The organism is Mammaliicoccus sp. J-M41 (assembly GCF_022385935.1).
Taxonomy (GTDB): Bacteria; Bacillota; Bacilli; order Staphylococcales; family Staphylococcaceae; genus Mammaliicoccus; species Mammaliicoccus sciuri_A.
The window spans coordinates 1-17,802 of sequence record NZ_JAJNIR010000013.1 but is presented as its reverse complement, the minus strand read 5'-3'; the positions used below and the strand labels follow the sequence as shown (position 1 = coordinate 17,802).

Below are 17,802 nucleotides of genomic sequence, written 5' to 3'. Positions count from 1 at the left end.
GGTCATGCATATGAGAATTGGTACCATTTCAGATTTGCATATAGATAGAAGTAAAGATTACTACCCTCAAGATTTTGAATATATTTTAGCTCAAGAAATTACACATTTGAATTTAGACCTTTTATTAATAGCAGGTGATGTTTCAAATCATTATTTACAAACGATGCAGTTTGTTCAAAATGTTAAGCGTCATTCTAAAGTAGAAGTGCTGTTTATACCAGGCAATCATGATTATTGGAAAAAAGATCAAGAAGAAAAAAGTTCTTATGAAATTTTTGAATATTATAAAGCGCAGCCTGAAAGTATTATAGCAAGTCCATATATTGTGAATGAAGATTGGGCAATTGTCGGGCACAGTGGCTGGTATGATTATAGCTTTGCAGATCAAAACAAATTTAGTATGGAAAGATTAGAACGTAGAAAATATTACGGCTCTACATGGCTAGATAAAGAACATATCGATTGGGGTAAGTCAGACTTAGAGATGTCACGATTAGCTGCCGAATCCGTGAAAAATGATTTAGAACAGGTGAAAGATAAAAATATTATATTAATGACGCATATTGTGACCAATCGTAAATTTGCAGTTCCAATGCCACATAGAATATTCGATTATTTTAATGCATTTATAGGTACATCAGACTTTGATAAGTTTTATGAAGCATATCCAATCAAGTACAGCATTATGGGGCATGTGCATTTCCGTAATATAATAGAAGAAAGTGGTATTCAATATATATGTCCATGTCTCGGTTATCAAAGAGAATGGCGAACGACTGATTTAGCAACTGAAATTAAAAATACAATACAAGTTATCGAAATATAAAAATATATATCGCAGAAAATTTATGATTATAAATAGGTGATTGAATGAAAAAGTATATATCATTATTTATCATAGTAGGAAGTGTGCATGCACTATTTTCATTGTATTGGGGACTTGGTGGAGAAGCGGGTCTCATAACAGTTGGCTCATGGGTCTTCACGTTAAGTGCACAGTTTGGAATATGGATTAATATCGCGCTGTTATTAATAGGTGTGTTTAAATTTTTAGCGACCATCGTGCCATTAACATTAACCAATCATTTTGATAATAAAATATACATCATATCTTTAATAGGAAGTATTTTTCTGATGATATATGGCGGATTAAACATGATAATTGGCATATTGAAAATGTGTGAAATAATCGAGAACCATAACTATTTTACAGCCTTCGGACAAGCATTCGTGTGGGATCCACTATTTTTATTATGGGGAATCGGATTGTTCGGATATATTATGAAAGTGAAACAGAATAGATAAAGGAAAACGCCACTGGCAGGAGCCAGTGGCGTTTTTGTCGTATATGATGACGAAGTTTGTATGCTGTAAGGGGCAGAATTCCGAGAAATGTCCCTTAATGAGTACCTTCTAATTACCAGAATTCAGAATAATGGAAGTTACAGCATTCTAATTACCAGAATTCCGAATAGTGGAAGTTACAACCTTCTAACTACCAGAATTCAGAATAATGATAGTTAGCCACAACTGCAACATCTCCATCTATACTTATTATTTCTGTGATTGTAATTTCTTCGCGATTTGTTGTATTTCTTGTATTTGTTTTGTTGTGGATTTAATACCACCTGATGCGAAGTACCATGATTTTGCGTCTAAGTTAATGATGTTATTATTTTTTATGGCATCTACGTCTTTAAGTACGTCATTTCCTAGTACTTTCTTACTTGTTCCTTTTCCGTCTGTTGCTTCGTCTCTATCCATTGCGAATATGACTTCTGGATCTTTCGAAGCGACATATTCAAAGCTGACGGGTTGGCCATGTGGATTTGGTTTAACTTTTTTATCTGCTGGTTTAAATCCAAGTTGATCATAAAGTAGGCCACCGAATCTTCCGCCTGGTCCGTAAGTTGATAATTCACCTTGACTTGTAAGCAGCAGCATGACACTGTTATCTATATTTTTAACTGATTTCTTAGCTTTTTGTTCTTCATTTTTAAGTTGATCTGTAAGTTCTTTAGCTTTCTTTTCTTCTCCAAAAATCTTTCCGAGTTTCGTCGTATTATCTGAAACGGATTTTACGACGGCATTATCATCGGAACCTATATAAAGTAATGATGCGTTAGGAGCAGCTTTTTTAAATTCTTTTAATGTTTCGCTGCTTGCTGTACGGTTTGAAAAGATAATCAAATCTGGATTGATTTCAGCTATTTTTTCAAAATTTGGTTTTCCTAATTCACCGACATTTGTATATTTATCTTTCGTAAAAGATTTTAATTCTTTAGGTAGCATAGAGTCGCTTGAACCAATTGAAATACCGGCTACATTATTTTCTTTACCGAGTGCTTTAATGATGTCTGTTGCACCGTAATCAAATGTAACGACTTTTTTAGGATCTTTCGTGATTTTGACTTTTTCATCTTTCTGTTCTGCATCTCTACCGTCTTTATATTTACCACGTAATTCATATTTTTGATTAACTGTAACTGTTTCTTTCTTGCTGTCTGAATCACTTGTTCCTTTAGTTTGACCACATGCTGCTAATATAAGTGTGATGACCATTAATAAAAGTAACTTTTTCATTATGTATGCTCCTTTATTTTAATATATTTATTGATGGAACGACTTTAAATAAATCTGTTGATTCTATCATGAATTTTAAAATTCTGACATGACTCATACCTGTAAAGACAACGGTTCTATCATGGTTGAGCGCATTTTTCATGATGTGGTTGGCCATAAATTGATTACGTTCTAACCATTCAAGTGAAAAGGCGATACCTGGACTATCTGCAAGTGAACGAATAGCAAAAACTTGTTCTAAAGGAATGACTGAATCTTGATATTCCGTTAACTGTTCATATAATGATAAATCTTGTCCCTTTTTATTTTGATGACTTTGTTTTGCTTCGTTTAAATGTTGGTATAGTATAGGGTTATCATTTTCAAGGTATTCATCTGCAAATGCTGCACGAATCTTACGTGTTTGCATTTGATTGTTGTCGATTGGTATAACAGTTGGTAAATTTAATTTTAATGCGAGTGGTATTGCTAAAAAATGATGTTCGTTGAGTTGAAGCGGCAAATGTTTACCGGATAGTTGATTAAAGTCTTTATCTAATTGATTTTTATTTTTAATATCCCATTCAATTGCGATTAAATCTGGATTGTATTGCTGTAATTTATTCAAAATGACGTTAGCGTCTTCTAAGTATCGTTGATAAGTTTCTAAAAAATATTGATTGCTTTGGTCTAACCGAATATGTGGTGTACCAATGATACAAATTTCTTTTTGTGCCAATTTGACACCTCCTTAATTGATAATCGTTATCAATTATACATGAACGTTTTTATAAATACAATGTTGCTATTATGTTAAGATAATTAAATAATAATGTTATAATTAAATAATAGAAAATTTAGATTCAAGAAAGGGCTGGAAGTATGTTTTTAGCTTGGAATGAAATGAGACGAAATAAGACGAAGTTTGGTCTAATCATTGGCGTATTAGTTATGATTAGCTATCTTTTATTCTTATTATCAGGGTTAGCAAACGGTTTAATGAATATGAATAGGGAAGCAGTCGATTTATGGAAAGCAGATGCGATTGTATTGAATAAAGATGCCAATCAAACAGTTGCACAATCATCTATTAATACAGATGATGTTAAAGGCAAATTTGATAAAAGTGAAGGCTTAAAGCAAACGGCTGTTATTGCTTCAGACGGTAAAAACAAAGAGAATGCGACAGTCTTTGGTATCGATGGAGAAGGTTTCTTAATGCCTAAAATAGAAGACGGCAAACTTTTTAAGAAAGATAATGAAGTCGTTGCAGATCATACTTTAAAAACTAAAGGGTTTAAAATCGGGGACACATTAACACTTTCAAATAGCGATGAAGAATTAAAAATTGTCGGTTTCTCAGTGAGTTCTAAATTTAATGCATCACCTGTTTTATTTACAAATAATGAAACGATTGGGAAATTAAATCCGATGTTAAAAGGCGATAAGGTCAATGCGCTAGTCGTTAAAGATAAAAATTGGAAAGATGTTGAATTAAACAAAGATCTAGAAGTAGATGACATTGAATCATTTATTACGAAATTACCAGGCTATCAAGCTCAAAATTTAACATTAAACTTTATGATTGTGTTCTTATTTGCGATTTCAGCAATGGTTATTGGTATATTCTTATACATTATTACGTTACAAAAGAGAAATTTATTTGGTGTCTTAAAAGCGCAAGGATTAACGAATGGCTTTTTAGCACGTTCAGTCATGAGCCAAACGATTATTATCGCTTTAATCGGTACATTGATTGGCTTTGGATTAACGGTGTTAACAGGTTCGTTCTTACCAGAAGCAGTGCCTATTAAATTTGATTATTTAACAATGTTGTTATACGGTATCGTGCTTATTATCGTCGCAATTTTAGGTAGTTTATTCTCAGTATTAAGTATACGAAAAGTAGAACCATTGAAAGTAATTAGTTAGGAGGCGGAATCATGTTAGCATTTGAGAATGTCACAAAGTCATTTAAAGACGGTAATAGGACGATAGAAGCAGTAAAATCAACCAACTTTAAATTAGAAAAAGGTGAACTAGTTGCCATTATTGGACCATCAGGATCAGGAAAAAGTACGTTGTTAACAATGGCAGGTGCCTTGCAATTACCATCAGAAGGTACTGTGTCTTTAAACGGTCAAAATATCAATCAATTTAATGAAAAACAATTATCTAAACTACGATTAAAAGAAATCGGATTTATACTTCAAACAAGTAATTTAATACCTTTTTTAACCGTACAACAACAATTTGAATTACTTAAAAAAGTGAAAAAAGACGTCATGAATGAAGAAGAACATACAAGATTATTGAAACAACTAGGTTTGGATAAAATTTTATCTCAATTACCAAGTGAAATATCAGGTGGACAAAAACAAAGAGTTGCTATCGCTAAAGCACTTTACACAAATCCATCCGTTATATTAGCAGACGAACCAACCGCATCATTAGATACTGAAAATGCAATAGAAGTTATGGAAATATTGAGAAGAGAAACAAAAGAATTAAATAAATTATGTATTATCGTAACGCACGATCAAAGACTGACATCATACTGTGATAAAGTATTTAAAATGGTAGATGGTGAGATGAAAGAAGAAGAGTAAAGTGGTTGATTAAATAGAAGATTATAGAGAAGGCTAGGATATTTATGATATCCTAGCCTTTTATTTTTTATTCATAACTTTTTAATGCTTTTTCCATGATATCCCAAGCTAAGTCTACGTTCACTTCTGTAGCGAAATAGGCGTTAGGTTCTTGTTTATAAGTATTATGCAAATCTACAGACATTGTGCCATATGTGAGGTCACTTTGATGTTCGATTTGGATGAATGTTTTTTGTAACGTGAATATTTCAGGATGCAGTAAATAAAGAATTGTACAAGCATCATGAATAGGACCACCGTCCATATCGAATTGCGATTTATAAGTAGATTTAAAGAATTTCAAGAGTTCAACTACGAAATGAGAAATTGGATTATTGATTTGATGAAATCTTTCAATTACAGCATCATCTGCTAATAATTGATGCGTCACATCTAATCCGAATACTACAACTGGGATGCCACTTTCAAATACTTTTTTCGCTGCTTCTGAATCAACCCAAATATTAAACTCAGCAGTAGGGGTCCAATTTCCAAACGTTCCACCACCCATAATGACGATTTCTTCTATATTATGAGCGATTTTAGGTTCTTGGATAAGTGCCATTGCAACATTTGTTAATGGTCCTGTTGCTACGAGTGTAATGGGTTCGTTACTGTTTAGTACTTCTTCAATTATGACATTTACACCATGCTTATTTGTAGGCTTTAACTTTGGAACTTTCGGTAATTCAGGACCATCTAATCCACTTTCACCATGAATACTTTCAGCAAATGCAGCTTTCTTGATTAAAGGTCTGTCCGAACCGACTGAAACAGGAATGTCGCCTCTATTCATAATATCTAATACGTTTAAAGCATTTGTTGTATTCTTATCTACTGATTGATTTCCCGCAACAGTTGTCACTGCTAAGATATTTAATGGACTAGATTGAGCTCCAGCCAATATTAATGCGATAGCATCGTCATGCCCAGGATCACAATCCATGATGATTTTTCTATTTTGTAACATTTAAACACGTCCTCTTAATTAATGTATGTCTTGATGTTATTATACTAAAGCGTTTTCAACTAAACAAAATAAACAGACTATAAAAAATTATTCTAAATAGGGTCTTGTTTTTTAATAAAGATACGTATATAATTTTAAATCGTAAACGTTACTATTTGTATAAGGAGTGTACGAGATGAAAAAATGGATTGGGGTACTAACAGTTGTTTTTGCAATTTGTATGGTATTAGCTGGCTGTAATCAAACAGATAGCAAAAATAATGATTCTGATAAATTAAAGATTAAGACGACGGTTTACCCATTGAAATCTTTTATAGAACAAATTGGCGGTAAACATGTAGAAGTAGAATCAATTTATCCTGCAGGAACAGATTTACATAGCTATGAACCAACGCAAAAAGATATTTTAAATGCGAGTAAAGCAGATTTATTTGTTTATACAGGAGACGATTTAGATCCAGTAGCAAAGAAAATTGCCTCAACTATTAAAAAAGATGATAAAAAATTATCACTTCAAAATAGTATGGATCAATCAGAACTTTTAACAGATCAACATGAACATGGTCACGAGCACGGGGAAGATCATGATGACGAAGATGAACATCATGAACATGGAGAGGACCATGAAGAGCATGAACACGAACATGAACATCATCACCACGGTGGATTTGATCCTCATGTATGGTTAGATCCTAAAATCGACCAAGAAATGATCAAAGGAATTAAAGATGAATTAATTAAGAAAGACCCAGACCATAAAGCAGATTATGAGAAAAATTATAAAAAATTAAATGATGAATTATCGGATATCGATCAATCATTAAAAGATGCTACTAAAGGTCATGAAGGCCATACAGTATTTATCTCTCATGAATCTTTAGGTTACTTAGCAAATCGTTATGGATTTGTTCAAAAAGGTGTTCAAAGTATGAATGCTGAAGATCCATCACAAAAAGAATTAACTGAAATTGTTAAAGAAATTAAAGATACAGATGCGAAATACATCTTATATGAAAGCAATATTTCATCAAAAATTACAGACACAATTCGTAAAGAAACAGATGCTAAGCCATTAACGTTTAATAATATGGAATCTTTAACGAAAGAACAATTAAAAGAAAAAGATCTTTCATATCAATCATTAATGAAGGAAAATATTAAAAATATCGAAAAATCATTAAATGACAAGATTACAACAAAAGATGACAAGAAAGCTGCATCTCATGATAAAGCAATTGAAAAAGGGTATTTCAAAGATTCACAAGTAAAAGACCGTAAATTATCAGACTATGAAGGTGACTGGCAATCAGTATATCCATATTTGAAAGATGGCACACTTGATGAAGTCTTCGAACATAAAGCTGAAGAAGAAGGCAAGATGTCTGAAAAAGAATATAAAGCATATTATGATAAAGGCTATAAAACAGATGTCGAAAACATCAAAATTGAAGGCAATAAAATCAGTTTCACTAAAGAAGGTAAAACAACAACTGGCGAATATGCGTACGATGGCTATGATATCTTGAAATATGAAAAAGGTAATAGAGGCGTAAGATACACATTTAAATTAAAAGGTGAATCAAACGATAACTTACCGAAATATGTACAATTTAGCGATCACAATATTTATCCTAAAAAAGCTGTACATTTCCATATATTCACGGGCAATGATAAAGATAAAGTCTTAAAAGAATTAGACAACTGGCCAACATATTATCCAGCTAAATTATCTAAAGACGAAGTTAAAGAAGAAATGTTAGCACATTAAAGCAAAGAACCTGAAACCACCGTGGTCTCAGGTTCTTTTATATATAATGGAATTATTTTTGGCACTACTATACCTACATCATATCGAATACTTAAATATAAGTCTATTTTTTATATAAATGATTGTTATACTAAATTTAATAAAAGGGGGATGTTAAGATGACAAATATATATGATCAAGATGATTTCTTTGAAGGTTATAAACAAAAAAGAAATCATGCATTAAGTTATAACGAAGTTGTTGAAATGCCTGAGATGAAGCGGATAATGCCAGATTTAAATGGCAAAACAGTACTTGATATTGGCTGTGGTATGGGGCATTTAATTGCGCATATGTTGAAATTACATCCTAAACATATTACAGGAATAGATGAGTCACTCAATATGATTAACGCAAGTCGCGATAAATTCAATTCTAACAATGTCACGTTATATCATGAATCATTTATGGATTTTGAGACGAATGAAACGTATGATGTCATCGTATCTTCACTTGTGTTTCATTATATTGAAGATTTTAAGAGATGCACTGAGAAGTTGAATCAGCTATTAAATAGTGGTGGCACGTTACTCTATACAATGGAACATCCTATACAAACAGCCACTAAAGATCCAGAAGTTGCACTAGAAGATGACAAAGGTATATTTTTACGAATGGAACATTATTTTGATGAGTCATCTCGTTCAGCAAATTGGTTAGGTGCAGATGTTTATAAATATCATCATACAATTGAGACAATCTTCAATAATTTAATAGAAAATGACTTTGAAATTCAATGTGTAAAAGACCTCGGGCAGTCTGAGGAAGTATTTAAATTGTACGATCAAGCTCGTATTAATAAGTTGAAACAATTCCCACCATTTCTATTAGTAAAAGCAAAGAAAAAGTAGAAGAGGTACAACAAGTTAATATTTATAAAAAGACACACGTATAATTGAAAAGTTTTCAACTTTATACGTGTGCTTAAATTTATGCTCAGTAATATTTTATTTCATTTCTTTTAGTTGTTTTAAAATAATTTCTCTTTGTTTTTCAAGAGAAATTGGATCATTATATTGCGTTTGTTGTAAATCTAATTCGATAATATGATTATTTTTGACTGCATCAAGGTTTTTCCAGTTAGTTGTTTGTGTGAATTGTGGTGTTTCTCCCATTGTTGCTAGTATAATATAATCACCCGTATAATCAGAAAGTTCTTCTTCAGATGGCGTTGCCATATAAGCATTCTTTGTTTCTTTTTCTAATTTTTCAGGTTGTGTCATTCCGTAACCACCGTAAACAATTTCTGTACCACGTCCATAGTTTTTACCGAAAGCTGTTAAACCTTTTGGTGTTGATTGTAGGACTGTAATAGTTTTCCCGTCTACTTTATCACCTAAAGATTTTTTATCTTTTTCAAGTTTTTCTTCCCAATCTTTTATCCATTTTTTGGCTTTGTCTTGTTCATTTACAATTTCCCCGAGTTCTTTAGTAGCAGCTTTGTAGTCTGATTTCATAGCATCCATTTGGACAGTTGGTGCAATTTTTTTGAGTTTATTAATGTTTTTATCTTCTTTAGTAGTAATGATTAAATCCGGCTTTGTTTTAGCAATATCTTCAACATTATTTTGACCTAACATTTTTGCACCTTTAGTAGCGTCAGATAAAGTTTTATTTTGTTTCACAAAATCTATGACGCCAACAGGTTTATGGCCAAATTCAACTAATGCACCTATGTATGTCGGATGTAATACGACAATTCTTTTCGGATCTTTAGGTATTTTGATTTTTTCACCATCATCTTGTTTAAATACTTTAGTATCAGATGAAGAATCCGATTTTGTTTCTGACGACTTTTCTTTAGTATCTGAGCTATTACAAGCTGCCAAGAAAAATAATAAGCATAAGCAAAAAACTAATAATCTTTTCATAAATTAAACCCTCCAAATATATGAAAATGATAATCAATATCATTTAAATTATAGCAATCAACATTAATTATTCAATACTTTATTTTTAAATTAATTTGACTTTGTTATTTTTTAAATATATCTTTGGTTTGTGTTAGTAAAAGAAGGGGTGAATATTTTGGTTAAACGATTAATTAGTGCAAACACGTCTGATATTTTGAATTTTTCATCAGAGGAATTGAAGCAAAGTATTAAGGCGAGTGAAGGTAGAACGGTACTTAGTGAGAATGTTGTCGTACATACGCCTGCTTTAGTTCAAGATATTACAAATGCGGAAATGGCAACTGCTTTTGGAGCGGATATGATTTTACTGAATGCTTTAGATGTCAATGAACCAGAAATTAAAGGTCTATACCATGATGCTTATCAAGGTACTGGCAATGCTGTTCAAGATTTAAAGAAACTTGTCGGAAAACCTATTGGCGTAAATTTAGAACCAGTTGATGATAAGGCGAATATGGCAGAAGTGAAACTGGGTATTTCTGCTGGTAGAAAAGCGACTAAAGAAACTTTTATACAAGCTGAAAAATTAGGTTTTGATTTTGTATGTTTAACTGGGAATCCAGCAACAGGTGTTACAAACAATCATATTTTAGAAGCGATTAAAGTAGGGAAATCTCATTTTAATGGGCTGATTATTGCTGGTAAGATGCACGGCTCAGGTGTAGATGAGCCGGTCGTTAATTTAGAAGCTATTACGAATTTTGTAGAAGCTGGAGCAGATATTATACTAGTGCCAGCAGTAGGAACAGTTTGGGGTGTCAGTGAAGAAGAAGTGAGAGAAGCTGTTCAAGTAGCACATAAACATGGCGCACTAGTGATGAGTGCAATCGGTACATCGCAAGAAGGTTCAGATGAGGCGACGATTAGAGAAATAGCTATTAAAAATAAAACATTAGGCGTTGATATTCAACATATAGGTGATGCAGGATACGGTGGATTAGCACCAGTCGAGAATATATATGCATTGAGTAAAGCTATTAGAGGGCAACGCCATACAGTATCTAGAATAGCAAGATCTATTAATAGATAAATGGGAAGTTGGAGAGGATGAGACAGCGCGGGCTATCTCATCCTTTTCATATTTGTTGGAAAGTTAGTATCGGTCTAGAAATAGGAAATATGGACCGATACGGAAAATTACCGGTCCAGAAAACGGAAATATGGACCGATAAAAAAATTTACCGGTCCAGAAATGGGAAATACAGGTCGATAAATAAAATTAGCGACCCGAAAACAGGATTTGCAGGCCGATAAATAAAAATATCGACCCGAAAACCTCACCTCATTTTAATCTGCTGACCAATCACCATACTAAATCTTCCAAATATGCATAAAATCTACCTATTATAAAAGACTTCCGTAATACTACGGAACTTTTCGATATGCTAATCGTTTATGAAAACGTTTACAATAAAATTGTATTAAGAAATGTTTGATTAAAGGAGGAAGGTTTCAATGTCAAAACTACCAGAGGATTTTTTATGGGGAGGTGCTGTTGCGGCGCATCAACTTGAAGGTGCTTGGCAAGAAGATGGTAAAGGAATCAGTGTTGCAGATGTTATGACTGCAGCTTCTCACGGGAAACATCGAGAAATTACAGACGGCGTTATTGAAGGTAAATATTATCCAAACCATGAAGCAATTGATTTTTATCATCGTTATAAAGAAGACATTCAATTATTTAGTGAAATGGGCTTTAAATGTTTCAGAACTTCGATCGCATGGTCAAGAATTTTTCCGAATGGTGACGACCAAGAACCGAATGAACAAGGTTTAGCATTCTATGATGACTTGTTTGATGAGTGTTTGAAGTACGGGATTGAACCTGTTGTAACATTGTCACACTTTGAATTACCTTATCATCTTGTAACTGAGTATGGTGGCTTCCGAAATAGGAAAGTGATTGATTTCTTCGTTCGCTTTGCAACAGTTTGTTTTGAGCGATATAAAGACAAAGTTAAATATTGGATGACTTTCAATGAAATTAATAACCAAGCTAACTTTGATGAAGATTTTGCGCCATTTACGAATTCAGGCGTGAAATATCAACCTGGTGAAAATCGTGAACAAATTATGTATCAAGCAGCACACTATGAATTGGTTGCGAGCGCTCAAGCAACAAAAATTGGTCATGACATTAATCCAGACTTTGAAATAGGGTGCATGATAGCAATGTGCCCGGTATATCCAGCAACTTGTAATCCGAAAGATATCTTAATGGCTCAAAAAGCGATGCAAAAGAGATATTACTTTACGGATGTCCATGTTCATGGTGCATATCCAGGTTATATGACACAGTATTTCAAAGATAAATCTTTCAATTTAGATATTACAGATCAAGATATTGAAGATTTAAAACAAGGTACAGTTGATTACATTGGCTTTAGTTATTACATGTCATTCGCAATTTCACATGAAAAATCTAACGAAAAATATGATTATGTAGAAACACGTGATTTAGTAAAAAATGACTATGTACAAGCTTCAGATTGGGGATGGCAAATTGACCCTGAAGGCTTAAGATATGCGATGAACTGGTTTACAGATATGTATCATTTACCATTGTTTATTGTTGAAAATGGCTTTGGTGCAATTGATGAACTTGGTGAAGACGGTATTGTTCATGATGATTATAGAATTGAATATTTAAAAACACACATCGAACAATTTATTAAAGCTGTTGATGAAGATGGTGTTGATTTAATGGGATATACACCATGGGGTTGTATAGATTTAGTATCTGCCGGAACTGGCGAAATGAAAAAGAGATACGGCTTTATTTATGTAGATAAAGATAACGAAGGTCATGGCACTTTAGACCGTTCTAAAAAAGATTCATTCTATTGGTACAAAAAAGTTATTGCAAGTAATGGAGAACAATTATAACATTTGGAGGTTTTTATTATGAAAAAAGCGTTAATTATATGTGCAGCAGGTATGTCATCATCACTAATGGCTAAAAAAACAACGAGTTATTTACAAGAACAAGGACATGACATTGAAGTCGATGCAGTTTCAGCAAATGAAGGCGGAAAAATGATTGAAAAACAATCTTTCGATTTATATTTAGTAAGTCCACAAACTAAAATGTATTTTAAAAAGTTAAAAGAAGCTGGAGATAGAGTCAATAAACCAGTTGTGAATATCCCACCACAAGCATATGTTCCGATTCCAATGGGCATTGAAAAATTGGCGAGTGTAATTTTGCAAGACATAGAATAATCAGTATAATATTCTCTATGAAATGAGGGAAGCTTATGCTTAGTCAAAGAGAAATAGATATACTCAGTTATTTATCACAGCGACGTAATGAATTTGTCAAAAGCTCAGAAGTTGCAACGATCTTGCAACTCTCAGATAGAACGATTCGAAAATATATCAAAACCCTTAAACCAGAAATTGAAAAAAATGGTGCAACTTTAATTGCTAAACAAGGGTATGGTTATCAACTCAAAATCAATTTAATGATTGAATTTGAAAACTTTTTAAAAAGATATTTGAGCACTAAATCAGTGGATCAAGAAAGTATTAATGATTCAAAAGATAGACAATATTATATTTTGAATTTATTACTTTTTAATAAGACAGCTATTACGATTGAGCAATTAAGCGAACAATTATTTATTTCGAGATCTACAATATCTCACGATATCGCAAATATAAAAAAGATGATTGCGCAATATGATTTAGAACTTGTAAGCAAACAGCAACATGGTATCGGAATTGATGGAGATGAACGAGATAAACGTCATTTTATCATGGATTATTTCTTAGGAAATAGTTTCTTTCATTCTATTAATAAATATTTTCAAGATACGCCACTTTTGCAGCAAATTAATATGGAAGAGTTGGCAATCATTGTTGTAGATGAAACGAGAGAATCTAAAGTATATTTATCAGATTATATACTCCAAAATCTTGTATTACATTTAGGATTGATGATCAGAAGGCTGTTAGATGGGCATTGTTTAAAAACAATTGCTTCAAATGAAGAAGTATTAACAGAAAATGAATTGTCAGTCGCGAGAAAAATTTTAAATCGTGTTGAACGTATTTATCAAATATCGTTTCCAGAAGAAGAAGCGAAGTATATCAGTTTGCATATTATGAGCAAAGGTTCGAAACAACAAGAAAGCGATGAAGAGAGTGATTTATCTCATCGCGTGTCTCAAATATTAGGAAAAATAGAAGCGGATTTTGGGTTTCCGATGTCATCAGACAGTCAATTATTGTATGGACTTGTTACCCACTTACAACCGTTGATTAAACGGATTCGCAATAATATCCACTTGGAAAATCCAATTTTGAATGACATTAAATCACAAAATGAAGCGTCACTTACGATGACAAAAAATTATTTTGGTGAATTAGAAGAGTTAAAAGACCAAGATGTCAGTGAAGGAGAATGGGCGTATTTAACATTACATTTACTTGCAGCTATTGAAAAATATTACCAAAAAGAAAAGTTAAATGTCCTCGTTATTTGTGCAACTGGTTATGGTAGTGCACAGATGTTAAAGGTTCGAGTAGAAAGAGAATTTAGTCTACAGATGAATATCATTGATGTGATTAGCTACTATGAAATAACAGACGAAAAATTAGAAAATATTGATTTGATTATTTCATCTATTGATTTATCAACCATCGTATTTAAAGTGCCTGTCATACAAGTGAATGTATTACTCAATGATCAAGATATTAAGAAAATTAATACATTTGTTCATCATCATGATTCAAAATTCTCGTATAACCATGTGTTAGAAGAGAATATGGCACTTGAACAATATAGTTCTTTCTTTAGTCAATATTGCAGTGAACATGCGTTTAATTATATCGAAGAACCAATCACTAAACATCAGCTATATCAACTTTTGATCAAGCAATTAAGTATTAAAGAAGAGCCGTGTTTTGAAGAGAAGTTGAAACGACAACTTCGGTATAGAGAAGAGTTGAGTACAGTTGTATTCAGTGATGAAGTAGCTGTTCCACATACAGCACAGCCAGTCGGAGATTATTCGAGTATAGCGGTGGCACTTGTGCCTGGCGGGGTGTATTGGAATGAACAGTTTCCGAATATTAAGCTAATCATTATGTTATCACCTTCAAAATATAACGACAATGAGCTCAAAACGATCATCGATATTATCGTGAATCTCATAGATTCAGATGACAAAATTTCTGAACTTATGAATTGTAAGGATTATAACAGCTTTAAAAACTATATGATTGGTCAATATCACAAGTAAAGGGAGTTAGTCTATGGAACAAGAAGAAATTCAAGTTGTTGCTTTTGAAATTATTTTACATAGTGGTACTGCGCGTACAAATATACATGATGCTTTTAAAAAGATGCGTGAAAACAACTATGAAGAAGCGGAACAACTATTAGATGAAGCAAACCAAGAGATAACGTTAGCGCATCAATCTCAAACGGATTTACTACAAAAATATGCATCAGGTGAGTCTATTAATATGGAAATTATTATGGTTCATGCACAAGATCATCTCATGACAACAATGACATTAAAAGAAGTCGCAATTGAGATGTTGCATTTGTATCAAAAAGTAAATGATGCAGTATAAATGAGGGATAAAAATGGATCAAGAAACGAAAAATAAAATAGAAAAAAATAGAAGAGAAACAAGTCTCAAAGCTATGTATTTTAATCGATTTTTATTAGTGAGATATATGTCTGCTTTGTTCTTCTTTTCGAATTTATATTGGTTTTTTACACTTGTGATGAGTCGTTCTTTAGCATTGATAGTGCCACTTGTGTTGATGATTGTGATTTTGATCAGTGTTGCAGAACAAGTCAGAATGTATGGTAATCATTCGAATCAAGCGAAGTATACTTATTATTGCTTTTTAAGTATAAGCACAATCAATCTATTGCTTATACCTATTATATTATTTACACCATTATTCCAATATTTATATCCATTTATTGTGGATCAATCAGCATCTCGACTTTTCGTAGTTGGCATATTGGTATGTGGTTTATGCATCAGTGGATTCATCTTATTTAGATTACACAATATTCGACACGATAAAGACTGGCATTATAAACGACTACAAAGATTTGAAAATGCAATGAACTAATCAAAGAAAAGGGGTCTTGATATGGGATCAGAAAATAAAGTTTTTGCTTTTTTAGAGAAGTATTTAATGGGTCCAATGGGGAAAATTGCTTCATTTAGAATTGTAAGAGCGATTATGGCAGCTGGTATGGCGTGTATACCTTTTACAATTGTAGGGTCAATGTTTTTAGTGTTAAACGTTATTCCACAGACTTTTACGTTTTTAGAAGGATTTTGGAATAGTACATTTTTAAAAATTGGTGATTTGTACATGTTAGCCAATAAAGCAACGATGGGCATATTAGCCTTGTATTTCTGTTTAGTTATTGGATATGAATATACTAAAATTTACGCAGATGAAGAAGATTTAGATGTTAATCCACTTAACGGTGCTTTATTATCTATGTTTGCTTACTTTATGGCCATTCCACAGTTAGTAATGGATGACGGTAAAATGGTCTTAGTTAATATCATGAAAAAAGATGTCAATATCTTTAATGGTTGGGAAATGTCTGGTGATGGTGTCAGTAGGCTAGGTACGACCGGGATATTCACAGCAATTATCATGTCTATTATAGCCGTCCAATTATATAGACTATGTGTAAAACGTCAATGGATTATAAAAATGCCAGAAGCAGTTCCAGAAGGGGTTTCAAGATCATTTACAGCATTAATTCCAGCATTTTTAGTTGCTTTCGTTATATTGGCGTTTACAGGAATATTAGTAGCTTTTGATACGGATATTTTCAAAATTATTGCTGTACCATTTGGATTTGTTGTTAACTTAACAAGTAGTTGGATTGGTATACTCGTGATTTACTTCTTAATTCATGCACTTTGGATTGTAGGTATACATGGCGCAAATATTATCAGTGCTTTTATTACGCCAATTGTCTTATCAAACATGCAATTAAATATTGAAGGGGCAAATATTCCATTTGCAGGAGAATTCCAGAACTCATTCGTTGTTATGGGTGGATCAGGTGCGACATTAGGACTATGTGTGTTTATCGCATTTTTAGCTAAATCAGAGCAACTACGTGTATTAGGAAAAGCATCATTAGCACCAGGATTATTTAACATTAATGAACCACTTGTATTTGGATTACCAATTGTTTATAACCCATTCTTAGCCATTCCATTCTTCTTAGCACCAATGGTATCAGCTTCAATAGGGTATTGGACAATTAAATTAGAACTCGTGAAACCAATTATTGCACAAGTACCATGGCCATCGCCAATTGGATTTGGGGCATTTATTGGAACAGCAGGTAGTCTCATGGCAGTACTCGTTTCATTAATTTGTGGATTTGTAGCATTCTTAATCTGGTTCCCATTTATTAAGATATATGATAAAAAATTAGTAGAACAAGAAAAAGGAAATGACGCATTAATATAGAAGTTTGAGATGAAGAGGCAACGCTATGGTGGCGTTGCCTCTTTCCTTTTTGTGTAGTGTAATTTCTGGACCGATAAAAATAATTACCGGTCCAGAAACGGGAAATACGGACCGATAAAATAAATTATCGACCCGAAAACGAGATTTACAGGCCGATAAAAATAAATAACGACCCGAAAACAGGATTTGCAGGTCGATAAAAATAAATAACGACCCGAAAACAGGATTTGCAGGTCGATAAAAATAAATAACGACCCGAAAACGAGATTTACAGGCCGATAAAAAAATTTAACGACCCGAAAACGGGATTTACAGTCCGATAAATAAAAATATCAGTCAAGTCCATATGTTTGTGTAATATCTTTAGTATGTAATCAACCTTTGGTTTTTAATGAATCGAACAACTATATTTGTTTTGAAGTTTA

General features: G+C 32.7%; 17 protein-coding genes. 13 read left to right on the top strand and 4 right to left on the bottom strand.

What is annotated here, in order from left to right:
• Positions 1-10 precede the first annotated feature (10 nt).
• Positions 11-826: a metallophosphoesterase gene (locus LQ686_RS06840; protein WP_049319910.1), complete on the top strand. Its 816-nt coding sequence runs from the start codon at positions 11-13 to the stop codon at positions 824-826.
• 44 nt (positions 827-870) lie between these two features.
• Positions 871-1,305, top strand: a complete 435-nt coding sequence (locus LQ686_RS06835; protein ID WP_107572826.1) for a DUF3995 domain-containing protein — start codon at positions 871-873, stop codon at positions 1,303-1,305.
• 249 nt (positions 1,306-1,554) lie between these two features.
• Here LQ686_RS06835 and LQ686_RS06830 read toward each other — a convergent pair whose 3' ends face one another.
• Both LQ686_RS06830 and LQ686_RS06825 read right to left on the bottom strand, forming a co-directional pair.
• Entirely contained in the window at positions 1,555-2,583 is a 1,029-nt protein-coding gene (locus LQ686_RS06830; RefSeq protein ID WP_107572825.1) for a siderophore ABC transporter substrate-binding protein, read from the bottom strand.
• Between the two features lie 13 nt (positions 2,584-2,596).
• Positions 2,597-3,301, bottom strand: coding sequence for a DUF5694 domain-containing protein (locus LQ686_RS06825; protein ID WP_107572824.1), 705 nt, complete (start codon positions 3,299-3,301; stop codon positions 2,597-2,599).
• Between the two features lie 143 nt (positions 3,302-3,444).
• Between LQ686_RS06825 and LQ686_RS06820 the strand changes: the two genes are divergently transcribed.
• The gene (locus tag LQ686_RS06820; protein ID WP_103361714.1) at positions 3,445-4,494 is read left to right on the top strand and encodes an ABC transporter permease; all 1,050 of its coding nucleotides are present in this window, start codon (positions 3,445-3,447) and stop codon (positions 4,492-4,494) included.
• A gap of 11 nt (positions 4,495-4,505) precedes the next feature.
• Positions 4,506-5,171, top strand: a complete 666-nt coding sequence (locus LQ686_RS06815) for an ABC transporter ATP-binding protein (RefSeq protein ID WP_103361715.1) — start codon at positions 4,506-4,508, stop codon at positions 5,169-5,171.
• 67 nt (positions 5,172-5,238) lie between these two features.
• Here LQ686_RS06815 and LQ686_RS06810 read toward each other — a convergent pair whose 3' ends face one another.
• Complete coding sequence (locus LQ686_RS06810; protein WP_204187006.1) at positions 5,239-6,180, bottom strand: nucleoside hydrolase; 942 nt, start codon at positions 6,178-6,180, stop codon at positions 5,239-5,241.
• A 175-nt stretch (positions 6,181-6,355) separates the two neighbouring features.
• On the opposite strand from LQ686_RS06810, the gene adcA reads away from it, so the two are divergent.
• Positions 6,356-7,948: a zinc ABC transporter substrate-binding lipoprotein AdcA gene (gene adcA / locus LQ686_RS06805; RefSeq protein ID WP_103361762.1), complete on the top strand. Its 1,593-nt coding sequence runs from the start codon at positions 6,356-6,358 to the stop codon at positions 7,946-7,948.
• A 158-nt stretch (positions 7,949-8,106) separates the two neighbouring features.
• The gene (locus tag LQ686_RS06800; RefSeq protein ID WP_233678291.1) at positions 8,107-8,838 is read left to right on the top strand and encodes a class I SAM-dependent methyltransferase; all 732 of its coding nucleotides are present in this window, start codon (positions 8,107-8,109) and stop codon (positions 8,836-8,838) included.
• A 96-nt stretch (positions 8,839-8,934) separates the two neighbouring features.
• Here the strand turns inward: LQ686_RS06800 and LQ686_RS06795 are convergent, their stop codons facing one another.
• A complete protein-coding gene (locus tag LQ686_RS06795; RefSeq protein WP_103361764.1) occupies positions 8,935-9,858 on the bottom strand; it encodes an ABC transporter substrate-binding protein in 924 nt (307 codons plus the stop codon).
• A 157-nt stretch (positions 9,859-10,015) separates the two neighbouring features.
• On the opposite strand from LQ686_RS06795, the gene LQ686_RS06790 reads away from it, so the two are divergent.
• The 7 genes from LQ686_RS06790 to celB all read left to right on the top strand — a co-directional run bounded on the left by LQ686_RS06790 (position 10,016) and on the right by celB (position 17,377).
• The gene (locus tag LQ686_RS06790) at positions 10,016-10,930 is read left to right on the top strand and encodes a DUF7916 family protein (protein WP_103361765.1); all 915 of its coding nucleotides are present in this window, start codon (positions 10,016-10,018) and stop codon (positions 10,928-10,930) included.
• A 425-nt stretch (positions 10,931-11,355) separates the two neighbouring features.
• Positions 11,356-12,786 carry a 6-phospho-beta-glucosidase gene (locus LQ686_RS06785; protein ID WP_103361767.1) on the top strand — a complete coding sequence of 477 codons (1,431 nt, stop codon included), beginning with the start codon at positions 11,356-11,358 and terminating at the stop codon, positions 12,784-12,786.
• Positions 12,787-12,804: 18 nt separating this feature from the next.
• The gene (locus tag LQ686_RS06780; protein ID WP_103361768.1) at positions 12,805-13,122 is read left to right on the top strand and encodes a PTS cellobiose transporter subunit IIB; all 318 of its coding nucleotides are present in this window, start codon (positions 12,805-12,807) and stop codon (positions 13,120-13,122) included.
• A 35-nt stretch (positions 13,123-13,157) separates the two neighbouring features.
• Positions 13,158-15,146, top strand: coding sequence for a BglG family transcription antiterminator (locus tag LQ686_RS06775; RefSeq protein ID WP_107565287.1), 1,989 nt, complete (start codon positions 13,158-13,160; stop codon positions 15,144-15,146).
• Between the two features lie 13 nt (positions 15,147-15,159).
• On the top strand, positions 15,160-15,483 hold the full coding sequence (locus LQ686_RS06770; protein WP_037589328.1) for a PTS cellobiose transporter subunit IIA: 324 nt from the start codon (positions 15,160-15,162) through the stop codon (positions 15,481-15,483).
• Positions 15,484-15,496: 13 nt separating this feature from the next.
• Complete coding sequence (locus LQ686_RS06765; RefSeq protein ID WP_107565286.1) at positions 15,497-16,000, top strand: hypothetical protein; 504 nt, start codon at positions 15,497-15,499, stop codon at positions 15,998-16,000.
• A 21-nt stretch (positions 16,001-16,021) separates the two neighbouring features.
• The gene (gene celB, locus LQ686_RS06760) at positions 16,022-17,377 is read left to right on the top strand and encodes a PTS cellobiose transporter subunit IIC (protein WP_049319640.1); all 1,356 of its coding nucleotides are present in this window, start codon (positions 16,022-16,024) and stop codon (positions 17,375-17,377) included.
• Positions 17,378-17,802: the final 425 nt, after the last annotated feature.

Coding starts and splice junctions, on each gene's coding strand:
- LQ686_RS06785 (WP_103361767.1), top strand. CDS start 11,356: ATGTCAAAACTACCAGAGGATTTTTTATGGGGAGGTGCTGTTGCGGCG.
- LQ686_RS06795 (WP_103361764.1), bottom strand. CDS start 9,858: ATGAAAAGATTATTAGTTTTTTGCTTATGCTTATTATTTTTCTTGGCA.
- LQ686_RS06780 (WP_103361768.1), top strand. CDS start 12,805: ATGAAAAAAGCGTTAATTATATGTGCAGCAGGTATGTCATCATCACTA.
- adcA (WP_103361762.1), top strand. CDS start 6,356: ATGAAAAAATGGATTGGGGTACTAACAGTTGTTTTTGCAATTTGTATG.
- LQ686_RS06835 (WP_107572826.1), top strand. CDS start 871: ATGAAAAAGTATATATCATTATTTATCATAGTAGGAAGTGTGCATGCA.
- LQ686_RS06840 (WP_049319910.1), top strand. CDS start 11: ATGAGAATTGGTACCATTTCAGATTTGCATATAGATAGAAGTAAAGAT.
- LQ686_RS06775 (WP_107565287.1), top strand. CDS start 13,158: ATGCTTAGTCAAAGAGAAATAGATATACTCAGTTATTTATCACAGCGA.
- celB (WP_049319640.1), top strand. CDS start 16,022: ATGGGATCAGAAAATAAAGTTTTTGCTTTTTTAGAGAAGTATTTAATG.
- LQ686_RS06765 (WP_107565286.1), top strand. CDS start 15,497: ATGGATCAAGAAACGAAAAATAAAATAGAAAAAAATAGAAGAGAAACA.
- LQ686_RS06815 (WP_103361715.1), top strand. CDS start 4,506: ATGTTAGCATTTGAGAATGTCACAAAGTCATTTAAAGACGGTAATAGG.
- LQ686_RS06830 (WP_107572825.1), bottom strand. CDS start 2,583: ATGAAAAAGTTACTTTTATTAATGGTCATCACACTTATATTAGCAGCA.
- LQ686_RS06810 (WP_204187006.1), bottom strand. CDS start 6,180: ATGTTACAAAATAGAAAAATCATCATGGATTGTGATCCTGGGCATGAC.
- LQ686_RS06770 (WP_037589328.1), top strand. CDS start 15,160: ATGGAACAAGAAGAAATTCAAGTTGTTGCTTTTGAAATTATTTTACAT.
- LQ686_RS06820 (WP_103361714.1), top strand. CDS start 3,445: ATGTTTTTAGCTTGGAATGAAATGAGACGAAATAAGACGAAGTTTGGT.
- LQ686_RS06800 (WP_233678291.1), top strand. CDS start 8,107: ATGACAAATATATATGATCAAGATGATTTCTTTGAAGGTTATAAACAA.